Below are 18,403 nucleotides of genomic sequence, written 5' to 3'. Positions count from 1 at the left end.
TGATCAATTTTATAGTTTTGTGTACAATTCATCTGAAGTCCTCCTTGGCATGATGGTAATTGTTTGACACCCCTGCATCATACCAAGAGGGCTTTTTTTGATCAAGTCCCCGGAAAAGCTCCTAACGGGAATGCTCCTTTTTGAGCAATCCATTGGTCTTTACTTATTATAATGTACAATGATTGGGAATGTAAATAACGCTTTCGGACAAGTGGTAAGAAATGATGCCAATGCCGGCCGTTGCTTGCTTCAGACAAAAAAGAAGGAAGGAGGGACGCTGTCACGGACGGATGATGGTGCGGTAGGCGCAGCGGTGGCTGCCTTCCATCATATTTTCCGTTTCCGTTACTTCAGCACCGGCAAACAGCGTCTCGACCATTCCCTCCAAAAAAGCGTGGTGCATGCCGCAGACGGTATCAGGTGCTTGCGCGGCGATTTCTTTGAACGGGCAGTTGAAAATATCGAGGTATAGCACTCCTTTTTCTTCATCATAGTGCAATTGCGGCAAAAATCCAGCCGCTTCGGCCGCCTCTTCCATTATGGCGATTTTGTCCGCCATGGTGAGCGCGCTCGCTGTGCCGTTATGCGGCAAACGGCTGGCGATGAGCTCACGGCCGAACCGCTTTCCTGTTTCACGCAACGCCTCGCTTCCAATGGGACCGAGTTTGGCCATCGTTTGAATGGCGATGCGGGCGAGGAGTTGATAATCGCGGAACGGAAAATACAGCCCGATCACTTCGTCGGACAGGCGGTACAGCCGGCTCGGCCGCCCGCCTTTTCCCGTTTTTTGCGTATCCGATACGACCATGCGAACGTCTTCAAGCTTCGTTAAATGCAAGCGGGCAACGTTTGGATGGATATGAAATTTTTCTGCGATTTCTTGAACAGAAACTTCGCGATGCACTTTTGCCATATATTCATAAATATGAAATCTTGTCGGGTCAGACAATACGCTTGTGATTTTCAGCGTTTGTTCCATTGGTTTCCCTCCTAAATGAATCATTGATATGGTTATTATAATGAAATCGTCCAAAGCGAGGAATGATTTTTGTCACTATTGGCAGTGAGTGGACTGACATTCAAAAAAATTTCACAAAAAAGCTGCGCCAAAAGCAGGATAACGACTCATGCTCGTCGAAATACAAAGCAGTCTGTCGAAAGGAGGGAATATGTGCTGAACGAGATCGAACAAACGGCAAACCGCCTTCTCGCCGAAGCGGTGCAGCGCCGCGCCTCGGATCTTCACCTCGTTCCGCGCCGCCGCGATGCCGCTGTTCGTCTTCGGCTTGATGGCATGCTTGTCGACGTTGGCGTGCTTTCGAAGGAAACGGCGGAACGTCTCATCGCCCACTTTAAATTTTTAGCCGGCATGGACATCGGGGAACGACGCCGTCCGCAAAGCGGCGCCATGGAAGTGGCTGAGTTTGGGGAAACGGTGTATTTGCGTTTATCGACATTGCCGACGCTCTACGATGAAAGCCTCGTCATTCGGCTTCTGCCGCAGCGCTTCTCTCTGCCGCTTCGCGAACTATCTTTATTCTTCCGCTCCACCGCACGATTATTTTCCTTCATGCAGCATCCGCAAGGGCTTGTGCTGTTGACCGGCCCGACGGGGTCGGGAAAAACGACGACCCTCTACACCCTTCTTGATCTTTGCCAAGCTGAAAGGCAACGCAACATCATCACGCTTGAAGATCCGATCGAAAAACAGAACGAACGATTGTTGCAAGTGCAAATCAATGAAAAAGCAGGCATCACATACGCCGCCGGGTTAAAAGCGGCGCTGCGCCATGACCCGGATGTGTTGATGGTCGGCGAGATCCGCGATCATGATACGGCGGCCATTGCCATCCGTTCAGCGTTGAGCGGCCATTTGGTCGTCTCGACGATGCACGCCGCCGATGCAGTCGGCGCCGTCTACCGGCTGCATGAATTCGGCATTCCGCTCGGCGATTTGGCCGAGACGCTGCTTGCCGTCTCTGCCCAGCGGCTTGTCGAGCTTTGCTGCCCGCTGTGCGGCGACGATTGCCATCCATCGTGCGGCCGTCTTGGACGACGCCGGCGCACGGCTGTTTATGAGTTGCTTTGCGGTTCAGCGCTGGAGGACGTGATTCGTTCCCTCTCCAATGGGAGAGGGAAGCCAAAGCGCTCTTATATGACGCTGGCGCGCTTGATCCGCAAGGGGATTGCGCTCGGCTACCTGCCCGTTCGCATGCTTGAGCTCGTCGGAGGGGGAGAAAGATGAAACGCAAAATGTGGCCGCTCGCTGAACAGGCGTTGTTTTTCACTCGGCTCGGCCGGTTGCTCGAGCGCGGTTACCCCCTTGGGCAAGCGCTTGAGTTTTTGGCCATTCAGGCTCCCACACACCGCCGGATGGAAGTGGAACGCTGTTTGCAGCAGCTGCGCGCCGGGCTGCCGCTGTTTGCGGCTGTCGAAGCGCTGTCGGTCGACCGCATGGCGGTTAACCTTCTCTTTTTTGCCGAACGGCATGGCGATTTACCGCGCGGCATGGCAGAGACAGGGGAAGCGCTGGCGCAAAAAGCGCGCTTCTACGAGCAGCTTCACCGCTTCAGCCGCTATCCGCTGTTCCTTCTTTCTTTGCTCATCATCATGCTCGTCTTGATGGAATGGTGGCTGCTGCCGCAGTTTGAACGGGCGGCGGCGGCGTTTTCTCCACAACGCGGGCACACCGCTTGGCTGCTTGCGGTGGTCGCCCATGCCCCTATGGCGATGGCGGCCATCGCCGTCTTGGCGGTGTTCTCTGGGCTGTTTTACACCGCTTATTTCCGCCGCTGGCCGGTCTCCCGAAAACTTCAATTCGCCTTGCGAATTCCAGGGCTTGCTTCGTTTCTGAGACTGTTCCTCACCTGCCTGACTGCCCGACAGCTCGGGCGCTTGCTGCAGGCCGGGTTGTCGGTTTATGATGCGCTCGGCGTGTTCAGCGAGCCGTCGTCCTGGCCATTTTTGCAAATGGAAGGCCGGCGCCTTCGCCACGGGTTGATGAAAGGGATGGCGCTTGACAGATTAATCGGCGCCGCCCGCTATTACGAACAAGAGCTGGCGCTTGTCATCCGCCACGGCCAGTCGAACGGCGAGCTTGGCAAAGAACTTGAACATTACAGCGAGTTTTTGCTGCAGATGATCGAAAAACGGGCCGAGGCTGCGCTGAAGCTCGTGCAGCCGCTTTTGCTGTCGGTTGTCGGGGCGCTGATTGTCGGCATGTATTTGGCCATTTTGCTGCCAATGTTTTCGATGTTGAACAGCTTGTAAAACAAGCGATAACTACATTTGTCGAGCGAGGAGGAATAGTTGTGAACCAAAAAGGGTTTACGCTCATTGAAATGTTGATCGTCCTGATGGTCATTTCCGTGCTGCTGCTCATTGCGATTCCGAACATTGCGAAACATAACAGCATGATTAACGAAAAAGGGTGCGAAGCGTTTCTGAACACCGTGCAGGCGCAAGTGAAGGCATACGAGATGGAACATAACAAAATTCCGACGGTGCAGGAATTGCTCGCTGGCCGCTATATCAAGTCGGACAAATGTCCGAACGGTCATGCCATCCAAATCAGCGCGAACGGCGATGTGAGTGAAAGTGGCTCGTAACGGCGGGTTTACGCTGCTTGAAATGCTGGTCGTTTTATCGGTCGTCCTTTTGCTGTCGGTGTTGGCTGTTCCGGCGTTCGGTGGGGCGGTGCGCCAGCAGGAGGAAGCGCATATGCTGGCCGTGCTGCGCGTCGACTTGTACAGCGCGCAGCAGCACGCCATCGCCCATCGGAGGAAGGTGTCCGTCTTTTTCAGCAATGGACGCGGTGAGTATAGGGCGGTCGAAGGAGGAAGCGGCCGGACAGTCGTTGTCCGCTCGCTTCCTGCGCCTTGGCGGTTTCAGCTCGGCACGCTCCGTAATCCGCTCATCTTTACCGATAATGGCAATATCGAGCAAGCGGGAACTGTTTGGGTGAAAAGCGGCCGGGGCAGCTACAAGGTGACGTTTTTGCTCGGGAAGGGGCGGTTTTATGTGCAAAAAATGTAGCCGCGGATTTTTGCTCATGGAAGCGTTGTTCGCGTTGGCGCTGTTATGGACGGCGGCCGCCGTTTTTCTGCCTATGTTGATGCAAATGGAGCTTGAACGGAACAACCTCGCTCTTGAAGAACAAGCGCAGCGGCTGCTGGCCATTGCGCTGTATGAGGAGCCGCTTGTTGGTGAAACGAAGGCATCGATTGGGCGGACGGTGTTTCGGCTTCGGGCGTATGAGGAAGGAGGGCGGATGTGGAAAGTCTGTGTGCGTTGGAACGATTATGCCGGCCGCGAAAAAGAACGGTGCGGGTACAGCAAGCGATAGGAAGTAAGGAAGGCGGGTTTGCATTGCTTGAGGCATTGATGGCCTTGGCTGTTGCTTTAGCGGTGGCCGCGGTCATCCCGGCGCTGCTTGCTGTCCGCCCGCTCGCCGCAGAGCCGAGCGACGGATTTGCGCGCTTGGAATGGAGGCTGTTTTTGCAGCAGCTGCAAATCGAGTTGAATGAAGCGAAAAAATGGTCGACGGATGGCCGTGTGCTGTACTTACACAAATGGAATGGCGAGACGGTCAGTTTCTCGTTGGTTGCACCAAAAGCGGAACTGATTCGTCAAGTGAATGGAGCAGGCTACGAGACGGCGCTCCGCCATGTGCGGGCGGTGTCCTATCGCATCGGCGCCCATGGCTTGTTTTTGCAAGTGACAGCCGATGACGGCAAGGTGTGCGACGCGTTTGTGGCGCGGATGTTTTAGGCAAGGCGGCGCTAAGCCTGGAACGAAGCGAGCGCATCATTGAGGCTTTATGGCCTCATGCTTTGCGCGGTGTCGGCAAGGAGGAAAAGACGTAAGGGGGGAGGACAAATGGGCCGCCAAGATGGGGTGATTTTCCCGCTTGTCGCGGTCGTCGCGTTGCTGCTAGCGTTTTTTATGACGAATGCCGCACTTTTATACGAGGCGGAGCAGAAGGCGGCGCACGCCGTCCGGCAGGCGGCTGAGGCGGACGAGCTCGTGCAAATGGCGGTGTTTGATGTAAAGGAACAAATTGCAGCAACGGCTGCTGTGACAACGAAACAGGAAGGAAAGTGGACGTATCCGCGCGGGGAGGCGGTCTGCCGGTGGCAAAAGGAAACGGAGGCGAGCGTCCGGGTTTTCTTGACGGTTCGCTCGGCGGCCGGACTGCAGCGGACGGTCGCCTTCACCGTTGCCCTTCCATCGCTCGATATTACGGAATGGACGGAGCAAAACGGGTGAACTGCTCCGCCGGCCGAAATTCATCTCCCGCCTACTCATCGGGCTGTGCCATTTACGTTTCTTGAGGAGGGGACTTCTTTCGGAAAACGGTTAAAAAAGGAAAGATGAGGAAAAACTAAAAGAAAAAAGGGGGGGCTTCGATGGCAGTCAACGACTATGTCAAATTTGTCACCCAGCGGTTCGTCACGTATATGGATATGCCAAAAGAGGAGCGGGCGCGGCGGCGGAGCGCGCGCAAACAAGAGCGGCCGCCGCTCTCTTACCGCTTGTTCGGCATCGTGCCGCTTTCGCTCCGTTTGTTGTTTCGGCGCCGCCTGTAATGGGCGCCCGCTGGCTTGCAGCCGGCGGGCGTTTTTGATGGGGAGGGATGGCGGAATCCGCGCCGGGCTCAGGCGCAGGCTTTTCGCACGGCAGCTCACGATGTGCGAGGCAGCAAGTAAAACAGCCCGCCGTTAATGACGGAAACGGTGATGCGCGGCTTGTACTGTTTTTCAAGCGCTTCTTTCTCGATATAATAACACTCCGGCTTTTCTTCCGTCTCTTTGTAAAACTCATCAAGCAAAGCTAAATCGTCGGCCCAGCGCCGGCGCGCTTCCTCGGCCCATGCATGATCGTCGGCGGCAATGCGGCCGCGGATATATTGCTCGAGGCGGGCGATGCCGCTTGGCGGCTTAATGAGCGGCGAAATTGTAAAACAATAGTCCGGGATTTTCGGCGTCAGCCGGCGCGCGCGGAGCCGCTCGTGGAACGATTCGATGATCGTGCCGCTGATGAGATGAAGGCCGAGAGAGACGATGGCATCTTTTTTTCGGTCGCATTCGTAGGAAATGACAACGTTCATCCCAAGCCATGGATGAAGGGCGGCATGGCTGGCGAGCGGGGCGTCCGGCTCTTCGTACAAACGAATGAAGCTGCCGCGTTTTTGCGCCGAGCGGAACAGCTGATGCAGCCGCGGCGCCCCGAAATGAAGCCGGTCGCCTTTCAGCTTTTCCGTCCGTTCGCTCGGGCGGGTAATCAGCGTGAGCTGCATCGGCTGCGGGACGCCGCCCGTCCGTTCGATGTAATGCCAGTAAAACGGCCGGTTCATCAGCTCTTTATCCATTTCTGGCGTCAGCTGGACCGTCATATAGTCGTCATTCGCTTCCAACAACGTGCACCCGTTGGCGGCAAAATAACGCTCCACAAAACGACGGATTTCATGTTGCTGCATGCCGTTTGCCTCCTTCCTTTCCGAGCTGCTCCGCCAGCTCGATCATCGCGACGATGTTTTCCATTTTGATTTTCATCTCCCCTTCGCTCCGTGAATGAACGAAGGCGTCTTCGAAGTAGCGTTCCAAGTTGGCGAGGTTCATTTTCGCCAAAATGTCGTCCAGCTCGCCGACTACCCGCTCGAACAAGCGGATTTTCTCATAGAGAAGCGTTAAAATATGCTCTTCGACTGTCTGTTTGACGGCGAAGTTGTAAATGTAAACGTCATCTGTCTGCCCGAGGCGATGGACGCGGCCGATCCGCTGCTCAAGGCGCATCGGGTTCCACGGCAAGTCGTAGTTGATGACATAGCGGCAAAATTGCAAGTTGATGCCCTCGCCGCCCGCTTCGGTGGCGATGAACACTTGGGCGTGGTGTTTAAACAGTTCCTGCATCCAGTCTTTTTTGCCGCGCCGGAAGCCGCCGCGAAACGGGACGGATGAAATGCCGTGCTGTTTTAAAAACCATTGCAAATACAGCTGTGTCGCCCGGTATTCCGTAAAAATAATCACCTTATCGTTAATGGAGCGGATCAGTTCAAGCGCTTTTTCCGCCTTTGAATTCGTCGTGACGGCGTTGATTTTTTCCAGCACCTGCTCAAGCGCTTCAGGAATGGCTCCTTCGCATTTCTCCATCATATTTTTTATGGTTAAAAACAGCGCTTCACGGCTGCTGCACGCCTCGCGAAGCAGCGTAATGAGCGAAAACGAACCGGCGAACGGCTCATGGCGGAGCGCCCTCACTGCTTCGTACAGTTCGCGCTCTTCATCCGTAAACTCGATCAACACCGGCTCGACATGGCGCTTCGACCATTCGATCGGTGTATCGGCGCGGCGGTTGCGGATCATTACTTTGTTGACGAGCGCTTTTAAATGCTCGTTCGCCTGCACCGCCCTTGTTTTGCCGTATGTTTTGGCAAACTGCTCGGCGTTGCCTAAATGGCCCGGCTTCAAAAGTGAGACGAGGTTGAAGATTTCCTCAATCCGGTTTTGAATCGGCGTCGCCGTCAGCAACAAACAAAACTTCTTTTTTAAATTTTGCACAAACTCGTAGTTTTTCGTTTTGTTGTTTTTCAGTTTGTGCGCCTCGTCGATGATGATCATATCGTATGGCTGTTCGTAAATGATGGAGCGGTGCGGCTCCTTTTTCGCTGTATCGATCGAAGAAACCACAATGTCGCATTGTTCCCAGATGTAGCTCTTTTTTTGCTGGACGGCCGGGATGAAAAACTTTTCGTTCAATTCTTTCACCCATTGTGAAACAAGGGAGGCGGGAACGAGAATGAGCGCTTTTTTCACAAGGCCGCGAATCATATACTCTTTTAGGACGAGCCCGGCTTCAATCGTTTTGCCAAGTCCGACTTCATCGGCCAAAATCGCTTTGCCGTTCATCTCTTCAACGACGCGGCGCGCCACTTCGAGCTGGTGCGGGAGGATCGTCAAATGCGGCAAGTGCTTAGGCGCCTGCAGGCCGTCAAATTCCGGCACGCTTAAATGATGGGTTGCCTCTAACGCCAGCTCATACATTTCCCAGCTTGCCCACGGCCCGTCTTTTTCAATGCGCTCAAGAAATTCCTTTTTCCACGTCTCGTCCATTTCGATCGCAATGTTCATGTCCATCCCCTTCCCTTGTAACGAATGTTTATTCCGTAAAAACCCTCTTTGTTAGACAAAACAAGAACATTTTGATGACTAATTTCTATAAAAGTTCGATCATTTCCTATTGCCCTTTTTGAGTGGTTAATGGTAGTATAAATTTAGAACATTCGCATGAATGGCGGTCAAGGGCGTTTCTTAGTATGCCCGCTTTGGAAAATTTTATTGATCGGCGGATGACGGCAAGGGGAGAGACTACGGAATGTAGCGCCGAAGGAGCAAGCGGAAACGCGAATCTCTCAGGCAAAAAGACTCTTGCTTGACGCAGCTCTGGAGAGCGCTTGCCTATCGGCGGGCCACCCAAGGGGAAACCGTCGGGACCTCGCTGCCGCCAAGGCGCAGGCAAGCGGCCGACGGGAAACTTTCAGGTGCCAGGACAGAGCCTCTCTTTTTCGCAAAGGGGGGGAGTCTGTCCTTTTTTGCGTCATGCATTTCGATGAGGGAGGGAATCGCCTTGTTAAAGCGCACGCCGCTATTTCCGGTATACGCCCGTTACAACGCCAAAACAGTCGAATTTGGCGGCTGGGAAATGCCGGTGCAGTTTGCAAGCATCAAGGAAGAGCATGAAGCGGTAAGGACGCGCGCCGGACTGTTTGACGTCTCCCACATGGGGGAAATTGCGGTCCGCGGCCGCGGAAGCCTTGCCTTTTTGCAAAAACTGATGACGAACGATGTCGCCAAGCTTCGTCCAGGGCGGGCGCAATACACGCTCATGTGCAACGAAGATGGCGGCACGGTCGATGATTTGCTTATTTATCAAAAAGGAGAGAGCGACTATTTGCTTGTCGTCAACGCCGCCAATACGGAAAAAGATTTTGCCTGGCTGAATGAGCACATCGATGCGGATGTCGAGCTTGACAACGTTTCAGCGCAAACGGCGCAGCTTGCTCTGCAAGGACCAGCGGCCGAACGCGTGCTGCAAAAATTAACCAATCTGGATTTGCCGGCGATGCGTCCGTTTTCGTTCCAAGACAATGTGGAAGTGGCCGGCGTAAAGGCGCTCGTCTCGCGCACCGGCTATACGGGCGAAGACGGGTTCGAGATCTATTGCCAGGCAGAGGATGCCATCACGTTATGGGAGGCCATTTTAACAGCCGGGGCCGAAGACGGCGTCCTCCCATGCGGACTGGGAGCGCGCGATACGCTCCGGTTTGAGGCGTGTCTGCCGCTTTACGGCCAAGAATTGTCCGAAACGATCTCCCCGCTTGAAGCCGGGCTCGGGTTTGCCGTCAAAACGGAAAAAGAATCGCCGTTTATCGGCCAGGCCGCGTTAAAGCGGCAAAAAGAAGCCGGACCGCCGCGGCGGCTTGTCGGCATCGAGATGATGGACCGCGGCATTCCGCGCCATGGCTACCGGGTATTTGCCGGGAGCGCTGAAGTCGGATTCATTACGACCGGCACGCAGTCGCCGACGCTGAAGAAAAACATCGGGTTGGCGCTCGTGACAGCGGATGTTGCCGCAGCCGGTCAGGTCGTGGAGGTGGACATTCGCGGCAAGCGCTTGAAGGCGAAGATTGTACCGATCCCGTTTTACAAGCGGACGAAGTCATAAGCAAGGAGGAAAATACGGTGCTCCATCGTTATTTGCCGATGACGGAAGAAGACAAGCAGGAAATGTTGCGAACGATCGGCGTTGCATCCATTGATGAGCTGTTCGCCGACATTCCAGAACAAGTGCGTTTTCGCGGCGAGTTGAACGTGAAACCGGCGAAGTCGGAGCCGGAGCTATGGAAAGAGTTAAGCGCGTTAGCGGACAAAAACGCCAACGCCAAGCAATATGTTTCCTTTTTAGGAGCGGGCGTGTATGACCACTATATTCCGGCCGTGGTCGACCACGTCCTGTCGCGCTCCGAATTTTATACGGCGTATACGCCGTACCAGCCGGAGATTTCCCAAGGCGAACTGCAAGCCATTTTTGAGTTCCAAACGATGGTATGCGAGCTGACAGGCATGGATGTCGCCAATTCGTCGATGTACGACGGCGGCACGGCGCTCGCGGAAGCGGTGCTGCTTGCTGCCGCTCATACGAAGCGGACGAAAGTGCTTATTTCCGCGGCCGTTCACCCGCAATACCGCGATGTCGTGCGCACGTATGCGAAAGGGCAGAGATTAGAGGTAAAAGAAATTGCGTACGACGGCGGTGTTACCGATCTTCAAGCGCTTGAAGCGGAAATAGGGGATGACGTGGCGTGTGTGGTCGTCCAATACCCGAACTTCTTCGGGCAAATCGAGCCGCTCAAGGCGATGGAGCCGCTCGTCCATGAAAAGAAAAGCCTGTTCATTGTCGCGAGCAATCCGCTTGCCCTTGGCATTTTGACCCCGCCCGGCGCATTGGGGGCGGACATCGTCGTCGGCGATATGCAGCCGTTTGGCATCCCGATGCAGTTCGGCGGCCCACATTGCGGGTATTTCGCTGTCAAAGCGCCGCTGATGCGGAAAATTCCAGGCCGGCTCGTCGGGCAAACGAAAGATGAAGACGGGCGCCGCGGGTTTGTGTTGACGCTGCAGGCGCGCGAGCAGCATATCCGCCGCGATAAAGCGACATCCAATATTTGCTCGAACCAGGCGCTGAATGCCCTCGCCGCCTCGGTGGCGCTCTCGGCGCTCGGAAAACGGGGCGTAAAAGAGATGGCGACGATGAACATGCAAAAGGCGCATTATGCGAAACAGGCATTCGAACAGCACGGGGTTGTGTCGCCGTTTGCCGGTCCATTTTTCAATGAATTCGTCATCCGGCTCAACCGTCCGGTTTCTGAGGTGAACGCCCGCCTGCTCGAAAAGGGGATCATCGGCGGCTGCGACCTTGGCGGTGATTATCCGGAACTTTCCAATCATATGCTTGTTGCTGTCACCGAACTGCGCACGAAAGAAGAAATCGATCGGTTCGTCAATGAATTGGGGGATTGCCATGCATAACGATCAACCGCTTATTTTCGAACGAAGCAAGCCGGGACGGATCGCCTACAGCCTGCCGGCGCTCGATGTTCCGGCTGTCGATGTCAGCGAGCTTGTGCCGCCCGATTATTTGCGTTCTGAAGAACCGGAGCTGCCGGAAGTATCGGAGCTCGATTTGATGCGCCATTACACGGCGCTTTCCAAGCGAAACCACGGCGTTGATTCCGGGTTTTACCCGCTTGGATCGTGCACGATGAAATACAATCCGAAAATCAATGAAAACGTCGCCCGTCTCGCCGGGTTTGCCCACATCCACCCGCTGCAGCCGGAAGAAACGGTGCAAGGGGCGCTTGAGTTGATGTACGACTTGCAGGAGCATTTAAAAGAAATCACGGGCATGGATGCGGTCACCTTGCAGCCGGCCGCCGGCGCCCATGGCGAGTGGACCGGGCTCATGATGATCCGCGCTTACCATGAGGCCAACGGCGATTTCAACCGGACGAAGGTAATCGTCCCGGATTCGGCGCACGGTACGAATCCGGCGTCGGCAACCGTTGCGGGGTTTGAGACAGTGACGGTCAAATCGACTGCCGCCGGCCTTGTTGATTTGGAGGATTTGCGGCGCGTCGTCGGCCCTGACACAGCGGCGCTCATGCTCACGAACCCGAACACGCTCGGGCTGTTTGAAGAGCAAATCGTCGAAATGGCGGAAATCGTCCATGCAGCGGGCGGCAAGCTGTACTATGACGGCGCGAACTTAAACGCCATCCTCGGCAAGGCGCGCCCCGGCGATATGGGCTTTGACGTCGTCCATTTGAACTTGCATAAAACGTTCACCGGCCCGCACGGCGGCGGAGGGCCAGGATCGGGCCCGGTCGGGGTGAAAGCTGACCTTGTGCCGTTTTTGCCGAAACCGGTCATCGCCAAAGGGGAAAACGGCCGTTGCTACCTTGACTACGACCGTCCACAGTCAATCGGCCGCGTCAAGCCGTTTTACGGCAATTTCGGCATCAACGTCCGGGCGTACACGTACATCCGCTCGATGGGGCCGGACGGTTTGAAAGCGGTGAGCGAATACGCCGTTTTAAACGCCAACTATATGATGCGCCGTCTTGCCGAGTATTACGATTTGCCGTATGACCGCCATTGCAAGCATGAGTTTGTCTTATCCGGCAAGCGGCAAAAGAAACTTGGCGTCAGAACGCTTGACATCGCGAAACGGCTGCTTGATTTCGGCTTCCATCCGCCGACCATTTACTTCCCGCTCATCGTCGAAGAGTGCATGATGATTGAGCCGACCGAGACGGAGTCGAAAGAGACGCTCGATGCGTTCATCGATGCGATGATTCAAATTGCCAAGGAAGCGGAAGAAACTCCGGAAATCGTTCAAGAAGCGCCGCATACGACGGTCGTCAAGCGGCTTGATGAAACGACCGCAGCGCGCAAGCCGATTTTGCGCTATCAAAAGCCGACAAACTGATCCGTGATACCGACAAACGGCTCGCCCGACAGTGGGCGGGCCGTTTCGTTTGGGGACAGCTGCATTGCTATGGCGGCATTGACAGAAAAGTCGAGTTAGTTTATTATATAAACTAATAGCAATGGCTGATCCATCATTCGCGGTGCATACTAAAAGTCATGACGAAAAGGATGACCGAAAACGTGAGGACAGGGAACATCACTCTTGTCAAAAAAATAAATAAACAGCTCGTCCTGAAATTGATCCGCGACCAACACCCGATTTCACGCGCCGATATTGCGAAAACGACCGGACTGAATAAAGCGACGGTTTCAGCGCTCGTCGATGAGCTGATCGCCGAGCATTTTGTCCATGAAAGCGGCATCGGCGTCTCCACAGGCGGACGCCGGCCGCTCATGCTCCGCTTTAATGCCGACGCCGGTTCGCTTGTCGGCGTCGAGCTCGGCGTTAACTATTTGTACGCCGTGGTGACGAACTTAAATGCTGAAATCATATGGGAGCAGCGGCGTTCGTTCCGCCCGTCCGAAGGGCAGGAGGCGATTGTCGGCGAGATGGCCGAATTGGTTGAAGCCGCGGTCCGCCGGGCGCCGACGACGCCGTACGGCGTAATGGGAATCGGCATCGGGGTGCCGGGCGTTGTCCATACGGAAAGCGGGACGGTGATTTTTGCGCCGAACTTGCGTTGGGGCGATGTGGCGTTGGCATCGGCCTTGCAAAAGCGATGGCCGCAATATCCGGTCATCGTCGAAAACGAGGCGAAACTGGCGGCGCTTGGCGAAAAATGGTTCGGCGCCGGCAAGGAGTTTGCCCATTTTGTGTATATTAGCGCCGGCATCGGCATTGGCGCCGGCGTCGTCCTTCATCATCAGCTGTATCGCGGGGTGAACGGGCTAGCGGGCGAGATCGGCCATCATACGATCGATGTCAACGGCGTCCGCTGTACTTGCGGCAATACCGGCTGCTGGGAAATGTACGCTTCACAAAAATATATTGAACGCCGTTTGGCCGAAGAAGGCCGTTCGGAGTGGCTGGACGACCGCTTTTCCATCGCCGCGATGGCGCTGGCGGCGGAAAGCGATGAACCGTTGGCCGGCATTTTGGAGGAAACGGGGCGTTATCTCGGCATCGGACTGTTGCAGGTGATCTACGCGTACAATCCGGAGGCGATCATTATCGGCGGCCCGCTTGCTCAGGCCGGTGATTTCGTGCTTGATGCAGCGCGCAAAGAGGTGAGGGAGCGCATTCTCGTCAAAAAAGAAAGCGAGCCGTCTATCATCTCCTCCAAGCTGAAAGAGAAAAGCTGCGCCATCGGCGCGGCTGCTTCGGTGCTTGAGGCGGTCGTCCTGCCGCCGGAATTTGAGACGGCTCCTTGACGGCCGCAACAGCAAAGGCGCCTGCCTAGTCCGGCAGCGCGCCTCTTTTTGCCGATCGCTACGCTTTTTTCTTCACTTTCCCGGTCCACGTTTTAAATCCGCCTTTTAAATGGTACAAATCGCGATACCCTTTCCGGTAAAGCATTTGTGCGGCCCGCCCGCTGCGCAGCCCGTTTTGGCAATATAAATAAATCGGCTGGTCTTTGCGCAATTCTTTCATGCGCATGCGCAGTTGGGTCAGCGGGATGTTGCGCGCCCCTAAAATATGTCCAGCCGCAAACTCATCCGGTTCACGGACATCGATCAATTGCGCCTTCCGGTAGCCGGCGCGGAACTCTTCTTCTGTCAATGCTTTGACAATTCTCTTCTGCCAGAAGTACGTAATGACGGAATACACGATGACCGCCCCGAGAATAATGAGCAATGCTTCCACCCGTCATGCCTCCTTTCGCTTTGTCCGCTATTTCCTATTATATAGAGTTGCCGCTCGGAAGCAAAGTGTTTTCGCGATGCCATTTTTCTTCCCTTGGCCGGCGTTGTTTGCTAAACTAGTAAAGGTGATTCTGAAAAGAAGGTGGAACGATGGCTAAAAAGGAAGTATGGCGCTTTATTGACTCCGGCGAGGGCTCGCCGTCGTTTAATATGGCGCTTGATGAGGCGCTCTTAGAGTGGCACAGCGAAGGAAAAATTCCGCCGACGGTCCGCTTTTACGGCTGGAATCCGCCGACGTTGTCGATCGGCTATTTTCAAAAAGTGGAGAAAGAAATTGATTTAGACGCGGTGAAACGGAACGGCCTCGGCTTTGTCCGCCGCCCGACTGGCGGGCGCGGCGTTCTTCATGACAAAGAGTTGACATACAGCGTCATCGTCTCCGAATCGCATCCCGCGATGCCGCAGACGGTGACGGAAGCGTATCGCGTCATCTCCCAGGGCATTTTGGAAGGATTTCGCTTCCTTGGGCTTGACGCGTATTTCGCCGTGCCGAAAACAGAAGAAGAAAAAGCGGATTTGCGCAGCCCGCGCTCGGCTGTTTGCTTTGACGCACCGTCGTGGTACGAACTTGTCGTTGAGGGGCGGAAAATCGCCGGCAGCGCGCAAACGCGGCAAAAAGGCGTCATTTTGCAGCATGGTTCGATTTTGCTCGATTTGGACGAAGACTTGCTGTTCAGCTTGTTTAAATATCCAAACGAGCGGGTGAAAGAGCGTCTGCAGCGCGATTTTAAAAAGAAAGCCGTCGCGATCAATGAGTTGACGAGCCGCACGGTGACGATCGAGGAAGCGAAAGAAGCGTTTTACAAAGGATTTGAAAAAGGATTGAACATCGTATTGGAACCGTACACGCTCACCGCCGAAGAGTTGGCGTACGTCGAAGAGCTGGCGCGGACGAAATACGAAAGCGATGAATGGAACTTTAAGCGTTAGGCGGCAATATGGAACATCGCTCCTGTTTTGGCAAAAACGGCATGGCTGGTCCGTTTTTCGCCGTTTTTTGTCTTTTTTTGCTTGACAAAAACGAAATGATCTGTTCTAAATCACAATATATAGTATGATTTTCGTAAAAAATCATACTATATATTGTTTTTTTCTGTTTGATATGGTAAGGTAGAGAAGACAGGGCAACATTGGCAAAAACATGAGAGATTATATAATTATATAAAAGAGGAGAGATAGGAGAATGACGGTGGCGTCGTCCGAAAAAATGAAAATCAATATTGACAAGCTGAACGAGGATATCCGCCTATTTCCGCAAGTGCATCCGATTACGCCGGATATGCACATCACCCATAAAGGCGTATCCCGTTTGGTCATGTTGGACCGTTATTCGTTTAAGGATACGGAAAAGCTGACGCTCACACCGGGCGATTTCGTTGTGTTGACGATCAAGGAGGACCCGAAATTCCCAGCCCGCGGTCTCGGTTTTATCGTCGATATTGACTGGGAGGCGAAAAAAGCGCGCGTGTTGATTGAAGACGAATACCGGCACGTGCTCGAAGGCGAGGAGGCGGAAACCGGCATTGTCCTTCGATCGCTCGACATTATCGACAAGCCGCTCGAGATTTTCTATGAGCAAATCGCCAAGCGCAATGCGACCGGGCTGGCGGCGGTGGAAAAGACCGAAGAAAAGCGGAAAGAGTGGTTCGAAAAGTTTTATCAAGAGCTCGCCAGCTTGAATTTTGTTCCGGCCGGCCGCGTGTTGTACGGGGCGGGTTCAGGCAAGGAAGTGACGTATTTCAACTGCTATGTGATGCCGTTTGTGAAAGATTCGCGCGAAGGCATTTCCGAACATCGGAAGCAGGTGATGGAAATTATGAGCCGCGGCGGCGGCGTTGGGACGAACGGCTCGACATTGCGGCCGCGCCATACGCTTGCGCGCGGGGTGAACGGCAAATCGTCCGGGTCGGTCTCATGGCTTGACGACATTGCGAAGCTGACCCACCTTGTCGAGCAAGGTGGCTCCCGCCGCGGCGCCCAAATGATTATGCTGGCCGACTGGCACCCGGACATTATCGAATTCATCGTCTCGAAAATGCAAAACCCGCGCATTTTGCGCTACCTGCTTGAAAATATGGAAGACGAGGGCATCAAAAAAGCAGCGCGCGACAAACTGAAATTCACGCCGCTCACCGAGCGGGAGCGGACGATGTACGAAGCGATCGTCCGGTACAAAAACGCGCCTGACTACGGCGGCTTCACAGAGGAAATTATCAAAGATGCCGAAGAAAAACTGCGCACCGGCGGTACATACACGGTGCACAACCCGGACTTTTTGACCGGTGCGAACATTTCCGTCTGCTTGACGAAAGAATTCATGGAAGCGGTCGAAAAGGACGAAGAATACGCGTTGCGCTTCCCGGACGTAGAAACGTATTCTGAAGAAGAAATGCGCATTTACAATGAAAAATGGCATGAAGTCGGCGATGTGCGCGAATGGGAACAAATGGGCTACCGCGTCCGCGTCTACCGGAAAATCCGCGCCCGCGAGCTTTGGAAGTTGATCAACATTTGTGCGACGTATTCAGCCGAGCCGGGCATTTTCTTCATCGACAATGCCAATGAAATGACGAACGCTCGCGCGTACGGACAAAAAGTCGTGGCGACCAATCCGTGCGGGGAACAGCCCCTTGCGCCATATTCGGTCTGCAACTTGGCCGCCATTAACTTGGCGAACATGGTGGACAAAGAGCGGAAAGTCGTGGACTATGAAAAACTGAAGCGTACGGTTGAAATCGGGGTGCGGATGCAAGACAACGTCATTGATGCTACGCCATACTTCCTTGAGGAAAACAAAAAACAGGCGCTCGGCGAGCGCCGCATCGGCCTTGGCGTCATGGGGCTTGCCGACTTGCTCATTTACTGCGAAAAAGCGTACGGCTCCGAGGAAGGAAATCAACTTGTGGACGAACTGTTCCGCACGATCGCCACGACCGCTTACCGGGCCTCGATCGAGCTGGCGAAAGAAAAAGGCAGCTTCCCGTTTTTGGTCGGCGAAACGGAAGAAGAAACGCAAAAGTTGCGCGAAGCGTTCATCAACACCGGTTACATGAAACGGATGCCGGATGACATTCGCCAAGATATTTTGAAATACGGCATCCGCAACTCACACTTGCTGACGGTGGCGCCGACAGGATCGACGGGAACGATGGTTGGCGTCTCAACCGGGCTGGAGCCGTACTTCTCGTTCTCGTACTACCGGAGCGGGCGCTTGGGCAAATTTATCGAAGTGAAAGCGGACATTGTCCAAGAATATTTGGACAAACATCCGGAAGCCGACCCGAACCATTTGCCGCCTTGGTTTGTGACGGCGATGGACTTGCCGCCGGAAGCGCACGCCGATGTGCAATGCATCATTCAGCGCTGGGTCGACTCGAGCTTGTCGAAAACGGTCAACGCGCCGAGAGGCTACACCGTCGAGCAAGTGCAAAAAGTGTACGAGCGTTTATGGCGCGGCGGCGCGAAAGGCGGCACCGTCTACGTCGACGGCAGCCGCGATGAGCAAGTGTTAACGTTGAAAGCGGAAGAAAACCGGATCGAAGAACAGCTAGAACTGCTTCCAGAAGAACAAGAGGAAAAAGAAACGAAACGCGCCGTCGTGCTTGTCGATACGATTCAAGATGTGCGCGCCACCGATGTGACGATCGGCTCCGAAATCGGCAACATTTGCCCGATTTGCCGCGAAGGAACGGTCGAAGAGATCGGCGGCTGCAACACGTGCACGAACTGCGGCGCCCAGCTGAAGTGCGGCCTGTAATGGTGATACGGATGGGTTTGGATGGATGAAACGCTGGTTTCCGTAGAGGAACCGGCGTTTTTTTACATAAAAGGCAAAAGCCAAGATGTAGTGGTAAAAGGAGCATTCCCGTTAGGAGCTTTTCCGGGGACTTGATCAAAAAAAGCCCTCTTGGTATGATGCAGGGGTGTCAAACAATTACCATCATGCCAAGGAGGACTTCAGATGAATTGTACACAAAACTATAAAATTGATC

Annotated in this window: 18 protein-coding genes and 1 riboswitch; of the genes, 14 read left to right on the top strand and 4 right to left on the bottom strand. The window is 54.5% G+C overall.

From position 1 onward, the window contains the following. Positions 1 to 280: 280 nt before the first annotated feature. Positions 281 to 979, bottom strand: coding sequence for a helix-turn-helix transcriptional regulator (locus tag IKE44_RS01605; protein WP_011231918.1), 699 nt, complete (start codon positions 977 to 979; stop codon positions 281 to 283). 192 nt (positions 980 to 1,171) lie between these two features. Here IKE44_RS01605 and comGA point away from each other — a divergent pair, with 192 nt between their 5' ends. The 8 genes from comGA (at position 1,172) to IKE44_RS01565 (ending at position 5,588) form a co-directional block, all read left to right on the top strand. Further along, the gene (gene comGA, locus IKE44_RS01600; RefSeq protein WP_011231917.1) at positions 1,172 to 2,245 is read left to right on the top strand and encodes a competence type IV pilus ATPase ComGA; all 1,074 of its coding nucleotides are present in this window, start codon (positions 1,172 to 1,174) and stop codon (positions 2,243 to 2,245) included. Beyond that, on the top strand, positions 2,242 to 3,270 hold the full coding sequence (gene comGB / locus IKE44_RS01595; RefSeq protein WP_033016395.1) for a competence type IV pilus assembly protein ComGB: 1,029 nt from the start codon (positions 2,242 to 2,244) through the stop codon (positions 3,268 to 3,270). The genes comGA and comGB overlap by 4 nt, the downstream gene beginning before the upstream one ends. A gap of 41 nt (positions 3,271 to 3,311) precedes the next feature. Beyond that, positions 3,312 to 3,608, top strand: coding sequence for a competence type IV pilus major pilin ComGC (gene comGC / locus IKE44_RS01590; RefSeq protein ID WP_080706542.1), 297 nt, complete (start codon positions 3,312 to 3,314; stop codon positions 3,606 to 3,608). Further along, positions 3,592 to 4,035, top strand: a complete 444-nt coding sequence (comGD, locus tag IKE44_RS01585; RefSeq protein WP_227412606.1) for a competence type IV pilus minor pilin ComGD — start codon at positions 3,592 to 3,594, stop codon at positions 4,033 to 4,035. The genes comGC and comGD overlap by 17 nt, the downstream gene beginning before the upstream one ends. Continuing rightward, positions 4,019 to 4,345: a hypothetical protein gene (locus tag IKE44_RS01580; protein WP_033016399.1), complete on the top strand. Its 327-nt coding sequence runs from the start codon at positions 4,019 to 4,021 to the stop codon at positions 4,343 to 4,345. The genes comGD and IKE44_RS01580 overlap by 17 nt, the downstream gene beginning before the upstream one ends. Positions 4,346 to 4,368: 23 nt before the next feature. Then, the gene (comGF, locus tag IKE44_RS01575; protein WP_230581369.1) at positions 4,369 to 4,770 is read left to right on the top strand and encodes a competence type IV pilus minor pilin ComGF; all 402 of its coding nucleotides are present in this window, start codon (positions 4,369 to 4,371) and stop codon (positions 4,768 to 4,770) included. 108 nt (positions 4,771 to 4,878) lie between these two features. Beyond that, complete coding sequence (gene comGG, locus IKE44_RS01570; RefSeq protein ID WP_033016402.1) at positions 4,879 to 5,268, top strand: competence type IV pilus minor pilin ComGG; 390 nt, start codon at positions 4,879 to 4,881, stop codon at positions 5,266 to 5,268. 140 nt (positions 5,269 to 5,408) lie between these two features. Continuing rightward, positions 5,409 to 5,588, top strand: a complete 180-nt coding sequence (locus IKE44_RS01565; RefSeq protein WP_033016405.1) for a YqzE family protein — start codon at positions 5,409 to 5,411, stop codon at positions 5,586 to 5,588. A 95-nt stretch (positions 5,589 to 5,683) separates the two neighbouring features. Here the strand turns inward: IKE44_RS01565 and IKE44_RS01560 are convergent, their stop codons facing one another. Further along, positions 5,684 to 6,478 carry a YqhG family protein gene (locus tag IKE44_RS01560; protein ID WP_033016406.1) on the bottom strand — a complete coding sequence of 265 codons (795 nt, stop codon included), beginning with the start codon at positions 6,476 to 6,478 and terminating at the stop codon, positions 5,684 to 5,686. Then, complete coding sequence (locus IKE44_RS01555; RefSeq protein WP_049626130.1) at positions 6,465 to 8,129, bottom strand: DEAD/DEAH box helicase; 1,665 nt, start codon at positions 8,127 to 8,129, stop codon at positions 6,465 to 6,467. Before IKE44_RS01555 ends, IKE44_RS01560 begins: the two co-directional genes overlap by 14 nt. A gap of 218 nt (positions 8,130 to 8,347) precedes the next feature. After that, positions 8,348 to 8,436: riboswitch (glycine riboswitch) on the top strand. Positions 8,437 to 8,625: 189 nt separating this feature from the next. On the opposite strand from IKE44_RS01555, the gene gcvT reads away from it, so the two are divergent. The 4 genes from gcvT (at position 8,626) to IKE44_RS01535 (ending at position 13,919) form a co-directional block, all read left to right on the top strand. Continuing rightward, positions 8,626 to 9,723 (top strand): glycine cleavage system aminomethyltransferase GcvT, encoded by a 1,098-nt coding sequence (gcvT, locus tag IKE44_RS01550; protein WP_033016486.1) that lies wholly within the window; start codon positions 8,626 to 8,628, stop codon positions 9,721 to 9,723. 17 nt (positions 9,724 to 9,740) lie between these two features. Further along, the gene (gcvPA, locus tag IKE44_RS01545; protein WP_049625172.1) at positions 9,741 to 11,087 is read left to right on the top strand and encodes an aminomethyl-transferring glycine dehydrogenase subunit GcvPA; all 1,347 of its coding nucleotides are present in this window, start codon (positions 9,741 to 9,743) and stop codon (positions 11,085 to 11,087) included. Further along, positions 11,080 to 12,546 carry an aminomethyl-transferring glycine dehydrogenase subunit GcvPB gene (gene gcvPB / locus IKE44_RS01540; protein ID WP_033010187.1) on the top strand — a complete coding sequence of 489 codons (1,467 nt, stop codon included), beginning with the start codon at positions 11,080 to 11,082 and terminating at the stop codon, positions 12,544 to 12,546. The genes gcvPA and gcvPB overlap by 8 nt, the downstream gene beginning before the upstream one ends. Positions 12,547 to 12,728: 182 nt before the next feature. Beyond that, positions 12,729 to 13,919 carry an ROK family transcriptional regulator gene (locus tag IKE44_RS01535; RefSeq protein ID WP_064213575.1) on the top strand — a complete coding sequence of 397 codons (1,191 nt, stop codon included), beginning with the start codon at positions 12,729 to 12,731 and terminating at the stop codon, positions 13,917 to 13,919. A gap of 58 nt (positions 13,920 to 13,977) precedes the next feature. On the opposite strand, the gene IKE44_RS01530 is transcribed toward IKE44_RS01535, so the two are convergent. After that, on the bottom strand, positions 13,978 to 14,352 hold the full coding sequence (locus tag IKE44_RS01530; RefSeq protein ID WP_033016410.1) for a rhodanese-like domain-containing protein: 375 nt from the start codon (positions 14,350 to 14,352) through the stop codon (positions 13,978 to 13,980). A gap of 149 nt (positions 14,353 to 14,501) precedes the next feature. Between IKE44_RS01530 and IKE44_RS01525 the strand changes: the two genes are divergently transcribed. Both IKE44_RS01525 and IKE44_RS01520 read left to right on the top strand, forming a co-directional pair. After that, positions 14,502 to 15,341 (top strand): lipoate--protein ligase family protein, encoded by an 840-nt coding sequence (locus tag IKE44_RS01525; RefSeq protein WP_033010185.1) that lies wholly within the window; start codon positions 14,502 to 14,504, stop codon positions 15,339 to 15,341. 253 nt (positions 15,342 to 15,594) lie between these two features. Further along, positions 15,595 to 18,168, top strand: a complete 2,574-nt coding sequence (locus IKE44_RS01520) for a vitamin B12-dependent ribonucleotide reductase (protein WP_049624630.1) — start codon at positions 15,595 to 15,597, stop codon at positions 18,166 to 18,168. Positions 18,169 to 18,403: the final 235 nt, after the last annotated feature.

Source organism: Geobacillus sp. (genome assembly GCF_017515625.1).
In the GTDB taxonomy this organism is placed as follows: Bacteria; Bacillota; Bacilli; order Bacillales; family Anoxybacillaceae; genus Geobacillus; species Geobacillus stearothermophilus.
This window is presented reverse-complemented; position numbering and strand designations above follow the sequence as displayed.

Excerpts from the sequence above, each read along its gene's own strand:
- IKE44_RS01605 (WP_011231918.1), bottom strand. The coding sequence starts at position 979 with ATGGAACAAACGCTGAAAATCACAAGCGTATTGTCTGACCCGACAAGA.
- comGB (WP_033016395.1), top strand. The coding sequence starts at position 2,242 with ATGAAACGCAAAATGTGGCCGCTCGCTGAACAGGCGTTGTTTTTCACT.
- IKE44_RS01580 (WP_033016399.1), top strand. The coding sequence starts at position 4,019 with ATGTGCAAAAAATGTAGCCGCGGATTTTTGCTCATGGAAGCGTTGTTC.
- comGG (WP_033016402.1), top strand. The coding sequence starts at position 4,879 with ATGGGCCGCCAAGATGGGGTGATTTTCCCGCTTGTCGCGGTCGTCGCG.
- IKE44_RS01565 (WP_033016405.1), top strand. The coding sequence starts at position 5,409 with ATGGCAGTCAACGACTATGTCAAATTTGTCACCCAGCGGTTCGTCACG.
- IKE44_RS01560 (WP_033016406.1), bottom strand. The coding sequence starts at position 6,478 with ATGCAGCAACATGAAATCCGTCGTTTTGTGGAGCGTTATTTTGCCGCC.
- IKE44_RS01555 (WP_049626130.1), bottom strand. The coding sequence starts at position 8,129 with ATGAACATTGCGATCGAAATGGACGAGACGTGGAAAAAGGAATTTCTT.
- gcvPB (WP_033010187.1), top strand. The coding sequence starts at position 11,080 with ATGCATAACGATCAACCGCTTATTTTCGAACGAAGCAAGCCGGGACGG.
- IKE44_RS01525 (WP_033010185.1), top strand. The coding sequence starts at position 14,502 with ATGGCTAAAAAGGAAGTATGGCGCTTTATTGACTCCGGCGAGGGCTCG.
- IKE44_RS01520 (WP_049624630.1), top strand. The coding sequence starts at position 15,595 with ATGACGGTGGCGTCGTCCGAAAAAATGAAAATCAATATTGACAAGCTG.